Origin of the sequence: Hyphomicrobium sp. CS1GBMeth3 (genome assembly GCF_900117455.1) — a bacterium.
Classification (GTDB): Bacteria; Pseudomonadota; Alphaproteobacteria; order Rhizobiales; family Hyphomicrobiaceae; genus Hyphomicrobium_C.
On record NZ_FPHO01000002.1, the window covers coordinates 1,199,629 to 1,214,709 of the forward strand.

The 15,081-nt window shown below is 65.4% G+C and carries 12 protein-coding genes; 8 read left to right on the forward strand and 4 right to left on the reverse strand.

Features of this window, described 5'->3' with window-relative positions; translation table 11 throughout:
* Nucleotides 1-347: 347 nt before the first annotated feature.
* Complete coding sequence (locus tag CS1GBM3_RS20230; protein WP_072392619.1) at nucleotides 348-2,222, forward strand: EAL domain-containing protein; 1,875 nt, start codon at nucleotides 348-350, stop codon at nucleotides 2,220-2,222.
* A 69-nt stretch (nucleotides 2,223-2,291) separates the two neighbouring features.
* Nucleotides 2,292-3,164 (forward strand): TIGR01459 family HAD-type hydrolase, encoded by an 873-nt coding sequence (locus tag CS1GBM3_RS05870; RefSeq protein WP_072392622.1) that lies wholly within the window; start codon nucleotides 2,292-2,294, stop codon nucleotides 3,162-3,164.
* 10 nt (nucleotides 3,165-3,174) lie between these two features.
* On the opposite strand, the gene CS1GBM3_RS05875 is transcribed toward CS1GBM3_RS05870, so the two are convergent.
* Both CS1GBM3_RS05875 and CS1GBM3_RS05880 read right to left on the reverse strand, forming a co-directional pair.
* Complete coding sequence (locus CS1GBM3_RS05875) at nucleotides 3,175-5,160, reverse strand: ABCB family ABC transporter ATP-binding protein/permease (protein ID WP_083567274.1); 1,986 nt, start codon at nucleotides 5,158-5,160, stop codon at nucleotides 3,175-3,177.
* A 103-nt stretch (nucleotides 5,161-5,263) separates the two neighbouring features.
* Nucleotides 5,264-6,832 (reverse strand): LysM peptidoglycan-binding domain-containing protein, encoded by a 1,569-nt coding sequence (locus CS1GBM3_RS05880; protein ID WP_139247806.1) that lies wholly within the window; start codon nucleotides 6,830-6,832, stop codon nucleotides 5,264-5,266.
* A gap of 400 nt (nucleotides 6,833-7,232) precedes the next feature.
* Here CS1GBM3_RS05880 and CS1GBM3_RS05885 point away from each other — a divergent pair, with 400 nt between their 5' ends.
* Together CS1GBM3_RS05885 and CS1GBM3_RS05890 are read left to right on the forward strand one after the other, a co-directional pair.
* The gene (locus CS1GBM3_RS05885; RefSeq protein ID WP_072393768.1) at nucleotides 7,233-7,859 is read left to right on the forward strand and encodes an LOG family protein; all 627 of its coding nucleotides are present in this window, start codon (nucleotides 7,233-7,235) and stop codon (nucleotides 7,857-7,859) included.
* Between the two features lie 137 nt (nucleotides 7,860-7,996).
* Nucleotides 7,997-8,305, forward strand: a complete 309-nt coding sequence (locus CS1GBM3_RS05890; protein ID WP_072392628.1) for a hypothetical protein — start codon at nucleotides 7,997-7,999, stop codon at nucleotides 8,303-8,305.
* Between the two features lie 75 nt (nucleotides 8,306-8,380).
* On the opposite strand, the gene efp is transcribed toward CS1GBM3_RS05890, so the two are convergent.
* On the reverse strand, nucleotides 8,381-8,950 hold the full coding sequence (gene efp, locus CS1GBM3_RS05895) for an elongation factor P (RefSeq protein ID WP_072393770.1): 570 nt from the start codon (nucleotides 8,948-8,950) through the stop codon (nucleotides 8,381-8,383).
* Between the two features lie 200 nt (nucleotides 8,951-9,150).
* Entirely contained in the window at nucleotides 9,151-9,888 is a 738-nt protein-coding gene (locus CS1GBM3_RS05900) for a hypothetical protein (RefSeq protein ID WP_072392631.1), read from the reverse strand.
* A 184-nt stretch (nucleotides 9,889-10,072) separates the two neighbouring features.
* Between CS1GBM3_RS05900 and epmA the strand changes: the two genes are divergently transcribed.
* The 4 genes from epmA to CS1GBM3_RS05920 all read left to right on the forward strand — a co-directional run bounded on the left by epmA (nucleotide 10,073) and on the right by CS1GBM3_RS05920 (nucleotide 15,056).
* Nucleotides 10,073-11,122: an EF-P lysine aminoacylase EpmA gene (gene epmA / locus CS1GBM3_RS05905; RefSeq protein ID WP_072392634.1), complete on the forward strand. Its 1,050-nt coding sequence runs from the start codon at nucleotides 10,073-10,075 to the stop codon at nucleotides 11,120-11,122.
* Nucleotides 11,123-11,170: 48 nt separating this feature from the next.
* Nucleotides 11,171-11,641, forward strand: a complete 471-nt coding sequence (locus tag CS1GBM3_RS05910; RefSeq protein ID WP_139247807.1) for a GFA family protein — start codon at nucleotides 11,171-11,173, stop codon at nucleotides 11,639-11,641.
* Nucleotides 11,638-12,684, forward strand: coding sequence for a lysine-2,3-aminomutase-like protein (locus CS1GBM3_RS05915; protein WP_072393773.1), 1,047 nt, complete (start codon nucleotides 11,638-11,640; stop codon nucleotides 12,682-12,684). The genes CS1GBM3_RS05910 and CS1GBM3_RS05915 overlap by 4 nt, the downstream gene beginning before the upstream one ends.
* Nucleotides 12,685-12,905: 221 nt before the next feature.
* Nucleotides 12,906-15,056, forward strand: coding sequence for a molybdopterin-containing oxidoreductase family protein (locus CS1GBM3_RS05920; RefSeq protein ID WP_072392640.1), 2,151 nt, complete (start codon nucleotides 12,906-12,908; stop codon nucleotides 15,054-15,056).
* Nucleotides 15,057-15,081 lie beyond the last annotated feature (25 nt).

Sequence of the window (15,081 nt, forward strand, 5' to 3'; positions counted from 1 at the left end):
AACATCGGGCAAGTCTCCTTGGTACGCCGGACAGTGAGGCGGCCCGGACATGACGATAGCACGCCGATTCGCCTAACGACCTCTAAACGGCGCTCCGATTCGGGTGGGCTCGGGGCTCGCCAATGGCCGATTTGCGGCTCTCCCCTGTGATTATCGTGGCCATCGGGCGACCCTGTCCGATGCATCTCAGCCACGCTCCCGACTAAGCCTGCAGGCCGCCTCACGAAATGCTGGTGATAGCGCGGGCCGCTCACATTGCCTTGCGGGGGGAACAAGCTGACTCTCAGCCTAGCGATTCGGAGTCGGTGTTGTGCGTCTCGCAGAAGTACTTGGGGGAATAGCGGAAGATGACGCGAAATCAGACAACCTCGCAAACCGTCGTGGTGGTGGCCATGGGCTTGGTCGCCGCCGCCAGCGCGGTTGCACTGCACCAGCATGCGGGGATGCCAGGGCCGGTGGCCGCAACGGCGGCGCTTTCAGCATACCTCTTGCTGCTGACGGTTCATACGTTCCTCTGGCGCCGCGAACGCAACGCTCTCAAGCCGGCGACGGCACGTGAGGCGCGGGCATCTGGCCCGGCTCTGGCCACGCGCACGCAGGACGTAAGGAAAGCGGCCTCCCCGATGCCTCCGCCGATTCCAGCCAAGGCACCCGCCGCAGGGGCTCCTCCGGCGCCACCGTTCGGGACGCGGCCGAACCCCGGCCTGCCGCCCATGCCACCTCATCCGCCGCAGGCCGGCCCGCGGCAGGGCGAACGCGCTCAGCCGCCGACTGCTTCGCGTCAACCTGAACGTGCGGCTCCGCCGCATCATGAGCGTGCGGCCCCGCCGCCGCTTCCCTCCGGCGCGCCTCCGCGTGCAGCCAAGGCACCTCCGCCGCAGGAGGACCTGCAGGATCTCTGGTCGTTCCGCCCGGCGCCGAACGCCAATCCGCCCGCTGGCGCACCTCCTCCTGCCGTTGGCCAGAAGCTGCCTCCGTTCGTGGCCGGCCGGGCATCCACGCCGACGCCACCCATCGAGCCGGCGCTGCCCGGCCCGGGAGCGCCGCGTGGCGCCGCACCGGCGGCCCGTCCTCCGGCGCCACCCAAGTCTTCGGCTCCGCGCGAGGCCGACGTGGAAGTGATCCAGGATGCCATCAAGCGCCTCCTAGAAGAGGTCAACGCCGCCGAGCAGGGCCGCACGCAGGGCCAGAGCTCGCAGAATACGGGACCGGCGAAGGCTGGCGCCGTGCCGCCGCCGCTTCCCGAGCCCACCGGTGCTCCTGCGCACGAAGCCTCGATTGAGCGTTCAATCGACGCGCTGCGCATGACCGCCGGCAGCATGCGCGCGGCGTTCGGCGGCGCGACGGATGTCGCAGTGCCCACTCCGCAGGCCGCGCCCGAGCCGCCGCCGCTGCCGCCGTTCGTGCGCGGGGCCTCGCCTCAGCAGGCCCGCTCGGCTGCGGATGCGCGCGCGCGTCTCATGGCCGATGCCATCTCCGCCGGTCGCATCGACGTGTCGCTCGAGCCGATCCTCGGCCTTGAGGACCAGCAGACACGCCATTATGAGGTCAGCGTCCGCCTGCGCGACGCCGACGGCAACCCGCTCGAGGTCTCGGCCAACGGCCCGGATCTGCGCGGCACCGGCCTACTTCCGCTGTTCGACGGCGTGCGCGTGACGCGGACAGCAGCGGTTGCGCGGCGCCTCGAGGAGCGCGGCAAGGGCGGCTCGGTGTTCTCGGCCTTCAGCGGCGAGTCTGTGGCCGACGAGCACTTCCTCGGCGAGCTGGCCGAGACGCTGCATCAGCGTGCACAGCTCGCCTCGCAGCTCGTGCTCTCGTTCACGCAGAGCGACGTGCGCGGCTTCTCGACGCCGGAGTGGGACTCGCTCGCCGACATGCGCGCACTCGGTTTCCGTTTCGCCATCACGCACCTCACCGACCTCGACATGGATTTCGAGGCGCTGGCAGAGCAGGGCTTCGTGTTCGCGAAGCTCGACGCGGCCGTGTTCCTCGATGGGCTAAGGGCGCCGAGTGGCTTCCTGCCTTCGAGCGACGTGTGCCGCCACCTAGCCCGTCACGGGCTGACGCTGGTGGTCGAGCGCATCGACAACGACGAGCAACTGGCGCGCGTGTTTGGCTTCGGCGTGCTGCTCGGCCAGGGGCAGCTCTTCGGCGGCGCGCGCCCTGTCCGCGCCGACGTAGTGAACAGCCGAACCTCGCGCGGCACCACGGTCGCGGCTTAAGGTATCGCTTCGGGCAAGCGCCGGCGCCGGCGCTTGCCCTCCCGCCGCCGAGCCAGTACGCATGGCGGCATGACCTCGCCTCAAGCCTCTCCGCAGCCTATCCCCATCCTAAACTCGATTGCCGACCTCGCGCCGGGGCGTGAGGTGTGGCTGACCGACATCTGGGGCGTGATGCACAACGGCGTCGAGCCGTTCACGGAGGCTTGCGAAGCCTGCACGCGCTTTCGCCTGTCAGGCGGCACGGTGCTTCTGCTCTCCAACGCACCGCGTCCGGCGGCCAGCGTTGCCGCTCAGCTCGACCGCATCGGCGTGCCGCGTTTCGCGTGGGACGCGATCCTCACTTCCGGCGATGCGGCACGCGCGCTCATTGGCGCCTATGCAGGACAGCGTGTCTTTCACCTTGGCCCGGAGCGCGACCTCCCCCTTTACGAGGGGCTCGACGTCACGCTTGTCGGGGCGGCGCGCGAGGCCGATGTTGCCTCGTGCACGGGCCTGTTCGACGATGAGATCGAGACGCCGGATGATTACGCGACGCTGCTCGCGGAGCTCGCGGACCGTCAGGTGCCGATGACGTGCGCCAATCCGGACATCACCGTCGAGCGCGGCGACAAAATCGTCTACTGCGCCGGCGCGCTCGCGGCCGAGTACGTGGAGCTCGGTGGCAGCGTTGCCTATGCGGGCAAGCCGTATCTTCCAGTCTACGACATGGCCTTCGAGATGCTGGAGACGCTGAGAGGCACGCCGGTCGCGCGCGAACGTGTGCTCTGCATCGGCGACGGCGTGCGAACCGACATAAAGGGAGCGGCGGCCGCGGGGCTCGACAGCGTATTCATCGCCAGCGGCGTACACGTCTCAGGCGAGCTTACGAGCGCGGCGCTCAAAGAGCTTTTTACCGACATTGCCGCGCCGCCGATCGCGGCCATGCGTCAGCTTTCTTGGTGAGCGGCGCGTCCTAGAACGACTGCGGGGGCTCGCCGGGCGCGCTCGCTTGGCGCTCCTCTACGGCGAGCACGCCATCCTTCGGCTCGACGGGCGAGGCGCCGGAGCCTGCTTCGAGCGCGGCGGCCAGCTCCTCGCGGGCCTTCTCGGCTTGGCGCTGACGGCTCCAGAGGCTGGCGTAGAGCCCGCCCTTGGCGATCAGCTCGGCGTGCGTGCCCTGCTCCACGAGCCGGCCCTTGTCGAGCACGATGATGCTGTCGGCGTGCACGATAGTCGAGAGCCGATGTGCGATGACGAGGGTCGTGCGGTTGGCGGCAACGCCGTCAAGCGCGTCCTGGATCTCCTTCTCGGTGTGGCTGTCGAGAGCGCTCGTCGCCTCGTCGAGCATCAGGATCGGCGGCCCCTTGAGGATCGTGCGTGCAATGGCGACGCGCTGCTTCTCGCCGCCCGAAAGCTTCAAGCCCCGCTCGCCAACCATCGTCCTATAGCCCTCGGGCAGTGCGGCGATGAAGCGGTCGATCTGCGCGAGACGCGCGGCCTCATGCACTTCGGCGTCAGTGGCATCGGGGCGGCCGTAGCGAATGTTGTAGAGGATCGTGTCGTTGAACAGCACGGTGTCCTGCGGCACCACGCCGATGGCCTGGCGCAGCGAATGCTGCGTCACGTCGCGAATGTCCTGGCCGTCGATGGTCACGCGTCCAGCGTCGATGTCGTAGAAGCGGAACAGGATGCGCGAGATCGTGGACTTGCCGGCGCCCGACGGGCCGACGAGGGCCACCATCTTGCCCGCGGGCACCTCGAACGAGATGTCGTGCAGGATCGGGCGTGCAGCGTCATAGGAGAACGACACGTTCTCGAAGCGCACCGTACCTTCGCTGACGATGAGCGGCTTGGCGCCGAGCTTGTCCTCGACCTCCGGCTTCTCGCCCAAAAGCGCGAACATGGTCTCGAGGTCGACAAGGCCCTGCTTGATCTCGCGATAGACCATGCCCATGAAATTCAGGGGCTGGTAGAGCTGGATCATCACAGCGTTGATCAGCACGAAGTCGCCGACTGTGTGCGTACCTTCCATGACGCCGCGCGCGGCAAGCCACATGACAAGCGTCATGCCGACGGTGAAGATCGCGGCCTGGCCGGAGTTCAAGACGCCGAGCGAGTAATAGGTCTTGACGGCGGCGCGCTCGTAGCGGGCCATGGACGCGTCGAAGCGACGTGCTTCCGCCTCGTCGTTGCCGAAATATTTGACCGTTTCGTAGTTCAACAGGCTGTCGACGGCCTTGGTGTTGGCCTCGGTGTCGCTCTCGTTCATCTCGCGGCGGATGGCGATGCGCCGCTCGGAAGCCCAGAAAGTGAACCACATGTAGGCCGCGATGGTCGCAACGAGGATCAGGACGTAGAACCAATTGAAGTAGAAGATCAGCAGGGCGGCAACGAGCACCATCTCGACGATAGTTGGCGCGAGCTGCATGACGCCCATGCGTATGATCAGGTCGATGCCGCGCGTGCCGCGCTCGATGACGCGCGAGAGACCGCCGGTTCGCCGCTCGAGATGAAAGCGCAGCGACAGCTTATGCAGGTGGCGGAACGTGCGGTTGTTGAGTTCGCGGATGGCGTGCTGGCCGACGCGCGTGAACAGAACGTCTCGAATCTGGTTCAGCGCCATCATCAGCACGCGCCCGACGCCATAGGCGACGATCAACATGGCAATGCCGAGCGCCAGACCTTTGGCAGCAGCGATTTCGGGACGAGCAAGATCGGAGGCGAGCCAGTCGGTCGCCCACTTGAAGGCGATCGGGACAGCAACGGTGACGAGCTTGGCGACGATGAGCACGACGAACGCGCCCGCCACCTCGATACGCAGATCGCGGCGGCCCTCGGGCCAGATGAACGGCAGCAGGCTTTTCAGGACCGTCCAATGGCTGACGTCAGACGAAAGGCCGAGCAGATCCGGCCGCTCGCTGCGGCTCGCCGACGATGTCGCGATGTTGGTTTGCCTCATACCCTGTCCGGAAATCCCGTGCGCGTGCTCGACCTTGCGCATTCAATACGCAAGAATTGTCGCGTTGGAGCAGCGGGACCTTTAGCGCGCCTGAGCGGCAACCTCAACGGCGCTTCGGCAAGCGCACGACTTGTCCGGGATAGATGCGGTGCGGGTTGCGGATGGTCTTGCGGTTGATGCGGTAGATCTTCTTGTAATCCGCGCCCTTGCCGAGGTAGCGGCGCGAGATATCCCAGAGCGTATCGCCGCGCTTTACAACGTGCACCCGTGTGCCTCGGGCCCGCAGTTGGCGCTTCGGCCTGTCGCGGAGCTTCGCGGCGGCATAGCTGCGGCGCTTGTTGGCTTTGACCTTCTTCGCGTCCTTACGCTTGGCACCGAGGTGATTCTTGCGTGATGCAGAAGCGCGCGGCTTTGCCTCCGCGAGACGCTTTACGCGCGGCTTGATCTGAACCGCTGCGGCAGCATCTCGCGGCTGCGCGTTGTCCGGACGTGCTTCAGAGGGCTTGTCGGCCGTCTCGGCCTCGGCGGGCTGCGTTTTCTCCGCAGCTCTTGCATCTGTCTCGGGCGTCTCGGCGGCTTTCGGCTCAGGCTTTGATGCCGGCTCTGCTCCGGCCAGCTGCTTGTCCTGCTCGGCTTTCGCTTCGGCCAGACGTTTCTCCTCGACGGCCTTGGTCTCCTCGGCGGCCTTGGCGTCCGCCAGTCGCTTCTCGTCCGACGCCTTCCGCTCCGCTTCGGCCTTGCGTGCGGCTTCCACTTCCGCTGCCTTGCGCGCCTCTTCGGCCTTCGCCTCGGTTCTGCGCTTCTCCTCCGCGGCTTTGCGCTCTGCCTCGGCTTTTCGGGCTGCCTCCGCTTCCGCCGCCTTACGCGCCTCTTCCGCCCTTGCTTCTGCTATCCGCTTTTCTTCGGCGGCGCTTTGTTCGACCTCCCTCGCAGCCTTGCGCTCGGCCGCGAGACGGCGCGCCTGGTCCGCCATTGCTTTCACGGCTTCCTCGGCGCCGCGGGCAACGTCGGCCTGCAGCGCCTTGCGCGTCGTTTCGGTCTTGCGCGTCTTGTCGAGCTTCTCCAACTCCTCGAGCTTCTTCAGGCCCTCCTCAATGCGCCGGTCGAGATCCTCCTTGATTTTGCGTAGCTCCTCCTTGCGGGCCTCGGCCCGCTTGCGCTCGGCCTCCGCCGCGGCGTCCTCAGGAGTGCTTTTGCGTTTCTCGACCTCGCGCGCGGCTTCCGCTGCCGCCTCTTCCGCCCGCGCAGCCGCTTCGCGCCAGTCCGCCTCGGCCTTGCTGCGCGCCTCGACAAACGCTCTCGCTTCCGCAGCGGTCTTATCGGCGAGGACGGTGACGGAGGCCTGTGAATACCCCGGGAGTTGGAAGCCGACCGCCTCGTAGCTGCGCTCGATCCAGTAGACGACGTAGCCGGCCGTGGCGGTGCCGGCGGTGCGCAGCGCCTCGATGACGTGCGTTAGAGGATCGGTTGTTTTGCCCGCGTCGTCGCTGCGCGGCACGGACAGCTTGCTCGCGACGTCCGACTGGTAGGTGGAAGCGGCCTGCTCAAGCCAATCGGTGACCGCGGACGGCAATTGACCTGTCGGCGGCGGTGCAGTCGCGCTGTCGCCCGCCACGCGCTCGGATTTGTCTGGAGCAGACGTTTGTGCGTGGGCCCCCGCGACGCCCAGCATGAGAGGCACGATGAGCAGCGCGGATGCACATACCGCGGCGGCTGGGTTTCGCAGCCCGTTTCGAAACGACGACGCAACGCTCACTGTCTTACGCCCCACCCCACCTGCCGTTTCCGGCGATCCCGATTACAGGTTAGAATATTTTCATGCGACGGAGCAAACGACTTCCCGATCTTTCTTAAGCAGGCCATATGGTTGCGCCGTACCGCTGAGGCCATTTCGAGAGCCGCCATTGGCAGAATGGCTCCCCGGCCCCATCTAATGAAACATGAAACCTGTCATAGTTTCCCCTTCGAAGTCCGCTAAGGACTACTCATTGCAGCGCACACAATCCGATCCGTTACCTTCCGCCAAGTCCATGAGCAAAAAAGGCCGTCCGCAGATTACCGCACCGCAGCATATGAACGGGGCGCCCACTCTCCATGCGCCCGCGCACGGCGTACGCAGCGTCTGTGTCTATTGTGGATCCGGCGCTGGCGAGGGCCCAGCCTACGCCGAAGCCGCCCGAACGCTCGGGCGTTCGCTCGGCGAGAACGGCGTACGTCTCGTCTATGGAGGCGGCGGGCTCGGACTCATGGGCGAGGTTGCGCGTGCGGCGCTGGATGCGGGCGGCGAGGTCACCGGCATCATCCCGTCGTTTCTCGTCGAGCGCGAGCATATGCTGCGTGAGGTCACGGACCTTATGGTCACGACCGACATGCACGAGCGCAAGAAGCTGATGTTCGACCGCTCGGACGCCTTCGTCGCGCTACCTGGCGGCATCGGCACGCTGGAGGAGCTCGTCGAGCAGCTGACGTGGGCGCAGCTCGGCCAGCACACCAAGCCGATCGTCGTTGCCAACATCGCGAACTTTTGGGACCCTTTCCTGGCGCTGCTTGAGCATATGCGCAACGAGGCCTTCATCCGGCGCGGGCTCGAGGTGCGGTTCGGTGTGGTTTCGGAGGCAGCGCAGATCCTGCCGCGCGTCACCGAGCTCTATGCCGAGCTTGGCGGCAAGGTCGCGCCGGGTGTGCTGGCCAAGTTCTAGCTACGCATGGCGGCGTAACAACCAGCTGATTTCGCCAAGGATTTGCGGCGGATTTTCAAGATGTGCGCAACATACCTTCCCATGGCCCCATTCGGGTCTCATCATGAGATAAGTCTCGGGCCATTCAGGAGGTTGTCATGCCTTTTCGTGCGTTAGTTGCCGCGCTGCTGCTGGCAGGCCCGTTCGCCGCAGGCGCGCTTGCCGATGACGGCAAGAATCCCACCGTCGACATGACTTCGTCAGCCAAAGTCGTTCCCATGTCCGATGACGAGCCGCAGGGCTATGGCGACGATGGGCAGAGCGATCAACGCGCCCAGCCCGACGATGATCGCAACTTCAACCTCTACGGTGATGGCGACGACGAGGACGGCGATTCCGCACGTCGGCCGGACGACGACGAGGACGGCTGGGATATCGAGGAATACGGGCGCACCGAGCGCGCATAAGCTTGCCGCATCCGACCGGCGCTGACACGTCGGTGGTGGGGAGCCGTATTCCGGCCCACCCGGCCACCAGGTGGATCAGTCCTTGGCGCGCTCGACGTAGGAGCCGTCAGCCGTCATGACGACGACGCGTGTGCCCGTACCGATGTGCGGCGGCACCATGATACGGGCGCCGTTTTCGAGCTTCGCGGGCTTATAGGACGACGACGCCGTCTGTCCCTTCACGACGGGATCCGCCTCGACGATCTCGAAGATCACGCGCGCGGGCAACTCGATGGAGATCGGGTTACCCTCGAACAGGGACACCGAGCAGGTCATGCCTTCCTGCAACCAGACGGCCTGGTCGCCGACGACGTCCTTCGAGACCGTGATCTGGTCGAAGGTCTCGGGCTGCATGAAGTTGAAGCCCATCTCGTCCTCGTAGAGGTAGTTGTAATCCTTCTCCTCGAGGTAGGCGCGCTCGACCTGATCGGTCGTGCGATAGCGCTCGGTCACCTTCACGCCGTCAGAGATGCGGCGCATCTCGAGATGCGTCACCGGCGTGCCCTTGCCGGGATGGATGTTCTCTGCAGAGATGACGACGGCGAGCTTGCCGTCGAGATCGAGCACATTGCCCTTGCGGATCGAGCTAGCGATCACTTTGACCACGGTCTTCTCCCATAAATTCCAGCCGTGCCCGACAGCAACCGTTGAGGCCGCCTCGCGATACATCCGTCCGTCCGGGCAGGAAATATGGGCGCTCTCTTACTCTGGATCGCCCGCAAGGCCAAGGGCCGATGACGCGGGCGTGGCGAAACGGCCGCAGCGGCGGCCCCGACCCCGTCAAACGAAAAACGAAGGCGTGCAGGCTAACCGAAGATCCGGGCCACGCCTTGCCAAAGCCGCCGGACCCCGTAGCCCAGCAGGATGCCGATGCTCAGGATGACGACCTGCAGGCCGATCTGACGCACCGGGCCGATGGCGTTGAAGTGATCCTGGAGCGCCTGGGCCTGCCCAGCATCCCGCTGCAATAGGATGAAAAAGTCGAGCGCAAACAAGGCCGCGACGACGACGGCGAAGATTAACAGCGTGGTTAGAAGGCCGCCGTGCAGCATGCCTTTCCACATCCAGCCTGCGCTGGCGCCAAGCGCGATCATAACGGGCGCAATCAAGACCGTGCCGAAGACGCTGACACCAATCGTCAGGCACTGGCCGAAGTCGGTGATCTGTCCCTGCTGACCGAAGAGCGCGCACACGCTTCCCATGCCAAAGCCGGTCAGCCAGCTCAAAAGCTCGATCAGGATGAACAGAACAAGGGCCGTGACGAAGGCCGTGCCGAGCAGGTTCGCGCCTCCTGTTTCCGGCGAGCTAGGCGCATCGGCGATCCGCAGCTTCCTGCGCGACAGCACGCGCCGCGAGAGGTCGAAGACCGGGACCGTCAGCACATAGGCGAGATTCTTCAATGCGTCCGCCGCGCCGCCGAGCGTGCCGCCTTCGGGCACCGAGCTCAGCGCGATACCGACGATCACTGCAAATCCCAAAGTGAAGACGGCAGCGGTTAGTGTCGGCGTATCCAGCGTCGCCGTGTCGGCCTCGGCAGCGGTCATGCTCGCCCCCCTTCGTCAGTCCACAAAAGGTTAATCCCGCGGCAGGTGCGTCCGCAAGAGCGGCTTCGCGCCTCTCCGCATGATCCGTCTTGAGCCGCGGCTCGCTACCTCGTTAATGTGCAGCCGCAACGCCGCGATGACGCTCGGTGCCTGTTCCACTTCCGCCTACGAGGATTATTTATCTATGCCTGCTCCCTCCCCCTGGTGGGACAAGGACCGCCATCGGGACCGCCGACCGGCGCTGCTGCTGCGCAACCGCATCAAGGCGGCGATCCGTGCGTGGTTCGAGGCGCAGGGCTTCGTCGAGATCGACGCCGGTGCGCTCGTCGTCTCGCCGGGGAACGAGACGCACCTGCACGCCTTCGCGACGGAGCGCATCGGGACAGCGCTCGATCGGCGTCGCCTCTATCTCCACACCTCGCCCGAGTTCGCGATGAAGAAGCTCATCGCAGCGGGCGAGCAGAAGATCTTCTGTTTCGCACCCGTCTATCGCAACCGGGAGCGCGGGGCACTGCACGCTCCGGAATTCACGATGCTCGAATGGTATCGCGCCGGCGCGGACTACACCGTGCTGTGGGACGACTGCCTGGCGATGCTCGCGCTCGCGGCCGAGATCGGCGGGCGGACGCGCTGGACGTTCCGCGATCGTGCGGTTGCGATCGATGGCGTGGCTGAGCGGCTGACGCTTGAAGAAGCGTTTCGCATTCATGCGGGTTTCTCACTGTTGGACACGTGCCCGGATGGTGTTGCAGATACGGACGCTCTACGTCAGCGTGCGAACGCGGCCGGCATCCGCACGGCGGATGACGACACCTGGTCGGACATCTTTTCGCGTGCGCTCGTGGAGCGGATCGAACCGAAGCTCGGGCACCCAAAGCCGACAATCCTCTACGAATACCCCTCGCCCGAGGCAGCGCTGGCGCGGCGGGTTCCCGGCCGGCCCGAGGTGGCGGAGCGGTTCGAGCTTTATGCAGCGGGTGTGGAGCTCGCCAACGGCTTTGGCGAGCTTACCGATGCAGAGGAGCAGCGCCGCCGGCTCGCGCATGAGATGGATGAGAAAGCGCGCATCTATGGCGAGCGCTATCCGCTGGATGAGGATTTCCTGGCCGCGCTGCGTCAGATGCCGCCTGCCTCTGGCTGCGCGCTCGGCTTCGACCGGCTGGTGATGCTGGCGTCGGGCGCGAGCAACGTCGACCAGGTGATCTGGACACCGCTCGCCGATGAGAGCAAGTAAGGCGCACTCCCTGCCCTCGCAGACATGGCTCGGGAGCTGGAGACGAGCATGAGCGAAGTTCATACGGGCGGATGCCAATGCGGTGCGGTGCGCTTTAGAGTCGAGGGTCCGCTCGGAGACGCGTCCGTCTGCCATTGCCGCATGTGCCAGAAAGCATTCGGCGGCTTCTATGCGCCGCTCGTCTCGGTGCGCGACGCTAAGCTCGTGTGGACGCGCGGCGCGCCGAAGAGATTTCAATCCTCCAACGCGGCACAGCGCGGGTTCTGCGCGGACTGCGGCACGCCGCTCACGTACGAAGCGCCGGATGGCGTTGCGCTCGCGATCGGCGCATTCGACAAGCCGCAAGAGATTGCGCCTAAGATCCAGTGGGGCGTGGAAGGCAAGCTTCCCTACGTCGATCACATCCACGAGCTGCCGCAGGAGCACACGCTCTCCGATCCGGAGGCGGCGCCGTTTCTGGTCGACCTCGTCTCCTACCAGCACCCTGACCACGACACGGAGCAGTGGCCGCCGGCATGACCCATCTGCGCCAGACGCTGAAATCCGCGACCGATCTCGTCGACGCCGGGCTCGTGCCTGCCGCGAAAGAGGCGGATGTGGCGGCTGTTGCCGAGCGCTATGCAGTTGCGGTCACGCCGGCGATGGCGGCGCTCATCGACACGAAGGATGCCAACGATCCGATCGCGCGGCAATTCGTGCCGGATGTGCGCGAGCTCGACCGGATGCCGGAGGAGCGCGGCGATCCGATCGGCGACATCGTAAAGAGCCCGGTCAAAGGCATCGTACACCGCTACCCGGATCGGGTGCTGCTCAAGATCGTCGGCGTGTGTCCGGTGTACTGCCGCTTCTGCTTCCGGCGCGAGATGATCGGGCCTGCGGCTGAGGCCAACCTGACGGCGGACGAGATAGACGCGGCGCTCGACTACATCCGCGCGCATGCCGAAATCTGGGAGGTGATCCTGACCGGCGGCGATCCTTTCATCCTGAGCCCGCGGCGCGTGCGCGAAATCACGGAAGCCCTCGACGCCATCCCGCATGTGAAGATCGTACGTTGGCACACACGCGTGCCGGTGGTGGCGCCCGAGCGTGTGACGAACGAGTTCGCACAAGCGCTCAGCGCAACGGCCAAAACGGTCTATGTGGCGCTGCACGCCAACCATCCGCGCGAGCTGACCGCGGCAGCGCGCATGGCCATTCGCCGGCTCGTCGACGCGGGCATTCCGCTTGTCAGCCAGACGGTGCTGCTGCGGGGCGTCAACGATGACGTCGAGACCTTGGACGCGCTGATGCGCGCTTTCGTCGAGGCGCGCGTCAAGCCGTACTACTTGCATCATGGTGATCTGGCACCCGGCACCGCGCACTTCCGCACGACGCTCGCCCAAGGTGAGGCGCTGATGCGCGCGCTGCGGCAACGCCTCTCCGGCCTCGCCATGCCGACGTACGTGCTCGATATTCCGGGCGGGCATGGCAAGGTGCCCGTTGGGCCCGGCTACCTCGACGGCGAGGTCGTGTCAGATCCGCGCGGCGGCCTGCACCGCACGGATGGCGCCTGCGCGCCGTAGCTGCGCTCAACGGCGAGGAAATAGCGCGGACGACATTGCTTTTTCGCCTCCAAGACGGTCCGGCCGTTTCCTCCGCCGCGAAAACCCTCAACAATATGGTTGATGATTTGCCCTCGCGGTGTCAGAGTGTCGCACAATAACAAGACAGAAGCCGGCGTGCCGCGGAAGAGGTGCGCCACCAAAGGCTCGCAAACGACACCACGCGATGGAGGAGCGCACCTATGAACGAGCAGATCAAACCCGAAACCTTCCACGGCGCCTGCCCTCACGACTGCCCCGACACCTGCGCCATGGACTATCACGTACGCGACGGCAAGCTCGTCGAAGTGCGCGGCAAGAAGAACCATCCCTTCACGCGCGGCGGTCTCTGCGTGAAGCTCAAGGACTTCCACGACCATCACGCCAATCCGGACCGGCTGATGTATCCGCTGCGCCGGGTCGGCGCGAAAGGCACGGGGCCGAACGGCGGTAACACCTTCGAGCGCATTACCTGGGACGAGGCGATCCGCACGATCGGCAACAAGTGGCGCGAAATCATTAGCGAGTACGGCGCGCAGGCGATCATGCCCTACAGCTACCTGGGCAACATGGGCCTCGTGCAGGGGATCAACTCGGGCGACCCGTTCTTCAACAGGCTCGGCTCGACGGTGAACGAGAAGACGTTCTGCACGTCTGGCTCCTCGACGGCGTGGCTGATGACGCATGGGCCGACAGGCGGCGTCGATCCCGAAAGCTTCGTGCATTCGAAGTTTATCGTGATCTGGGCCTGCAATACGATCTCGACCAACTTGCATCACTGGCCCTTCGTTCTCGAGGCGCAAAAGCGCGGCGCGAAGATCGTCGTGGTCGATCCCTATCGGTCTCGCACAGCGAAGGGCGCCGACTGGCACATCATGCCGAAGCCCGGCACGGACGGCGCGCTCGCGCTCGGCATCATCAATTCGATGATCGAGCAGGGCGTGGTCGATCAGGATTATGTCGACAAGCATGTTCACGGCTTTGCGGAATTGAAAGCGCGCGCGGCCGACTTCACGCCCGAGTACGTCGAGCGTGTCACGGGCGTCAAAGCGGACGACATCAAAACATTCGCTTACGAGTTCGCGACGTCGCAGCCGTCTGCGATCCGCATCGGCGTCGCCATCGAGCGCTCCGCGGGCGGCGCGCAAGCCTCCCGGGCGATCTATGCGCTGCCGGCTCTCGCGGGCTCATGGCGCCATGTCGGCGGCGGCATGCTGCAATTGCCGCTGTGGGATTTCCCGGTCGATTGGGCGAAGGCGGCGCGGCCGGACTTCATCAAGCCGGGCACACGCGTGGTGAACAATCTCAGGCTCGGCCAGGCACTGACGGGCGAGATGCAGCTCGATCCGCCGATCAAGAGCCTGTTCGTGTTCTGCACCAATCCCGTCAGCCAGTCGCCGGAGACGAACAAGATCGTCCAGGGGCTGCAGCGGGAGGACCTGTTCACGGTCGTCGCCGAACACTTCATTACTGACACGGCGAAATATGCCGACATCATCCTGCCGTCCGCGATGGCGGGCGAAGCCGAGGACATGATGTGGTCGTGGGGCACATTCTACCTCACGTACAATCAGAAGGCCGTCGATCCGCCTGGCGAGTGCAAGCCGACGAGCGATCTGTGGCGCCTGCTCGCGGCCGAGATGGGCTTCGACGACCCCGTCTTCAAAATGACCGACAGCGAGCTTTGTGCCGCTTACATCAATTGGGACGACCCCAAGATGGGTGGCATCGGCATGGACTACTTCAAGGAGCACGGCTTCTATAAGATCGACGTCGGCTCCGCCGATACGCGCGCACCGCACGCGGAAGGCAACTTCCCGACGCCGTCCGGCAAGGTGGAAATTCTTCTGCCCGAGGACACGAAGAACTTCGTCGCAGGCCCGTTCCGCGCCATGTACGACGGTGAGCAGGATGGGTCGCCCGTCGATCCGCTGCCGGGGTACGTCGCGCCGCGCGAGACGGCGGAAGCGGACCCCGAACTTGCCAAGAAGTATCCTCTCAACATCATCACGCCCAAGAGCCACGGCTTCCTCAACTCGTGCTACGCGAACGAGCCGCACAAAATCAAAGGTCAGGGCGAACAGTTCGTGATGATCTCGCCGACGGATGCCGAGACGCGGAGCATCCGGCACGGAGATCCCGTACGGGTCGCAAATTCACGGGGAAGCTTCGAGGGTGTCGCGCGGGTGACAGACGACGTGCCCACCGGCGTTATTGTTGCCACATTGGGCTACTGGCGCTCGCTCAACAGGTCGGACGGGTCGGTGAACTCGATCTCGTCGGATGCGTGGTCCGGGCTCGGCCGGGCGCCGACCTATTCGGACAACCTGGTCGAGGTTTCACGCGTCAACTGACCGCAGAAGGCACCGCCTTGCTTCC

Bases quoted from the DNA above. Each gene is read 5' to 3' on its own strand.
- CS1GBM3_RS05875 (WP_083567274.1), bottom strand. From the start codon at position 5,160: ATGAGGCAAACCAACATCGCGACATCGTCGGCGAGCCGCAGCGAGCGG.
- epmA (WP_072392634.1), top strand. From the start codon at position 10,073: ATGCCTGCTCCCTCCCCCTGGTGGGACAAGGACCGCCATCGGGACCGC.
- CS1GBM3_RS20230 (WP_072392619.1), top strand. From the start codon at position 348: ATGACGCGAAATCAGACAACCTCGCAAACCGTCGTGGTGGTGGCCATG.
- CS1GBM3_RS05920 (WP_072392640.1), top strand. From the start codon at position 12,906: ATGAACGAGCAGATCAAACCCGAAACCTTCCACGGCGCCTGCCCTCAC.
- CS1GBM3_RS05910 (WP_139247807.1), top strand. From the start codon at position 11,171: ATGAGCGAAGTTCATACGGGCGGATGCCAATGCGGTGCGGTGCGCTTT.
- CS1GBM3_RS05885 (WP_072393768.1), top strand. From the start codon at position 7,233: ATGAACGGGGCGCCCACTCTCCATGCGCCCGCGCACGGCGTACGCAGC.
- CS1GBM3_RS05890 (WP_072392628.1), top strand. From the start codon at position 7,997: ATGCCTTTTCGTGCGTTAGTTGCCGCGCTGCTGCTGGCAGGCCCGTTC.
- CS1GBM3_RS05870 (WP_072392622.1), top strand. From the start codon at position 2,292: ATGACCTCGCCTCAAGCCTCTCCGCAGCCTATCCCCATCCTAAACTCG.
- CS1GBM3_RS05880 (WP_139247806.1), bottom strand. From the start codon at position 6,832: ATGCTGGGCGTCGCGGGGGCCCACGCACAAACGTCTGCTCCAGACAAA.
- CS1GBM3_RS05900 (WP_072392631.1), bottom strand. From the start codon at position 9,888: ATGACCGCTGCCGAGGCCGACACGGCGACGCTGGATACGCCGACACTA.
- CS1GBM3_RS05915 (WP_072393773.1), top strand. From the start codon at position 11,638: ATGACCCATCTGCGCCAGACGCTGAAATCCGCGACCGATCTCGTCGAC.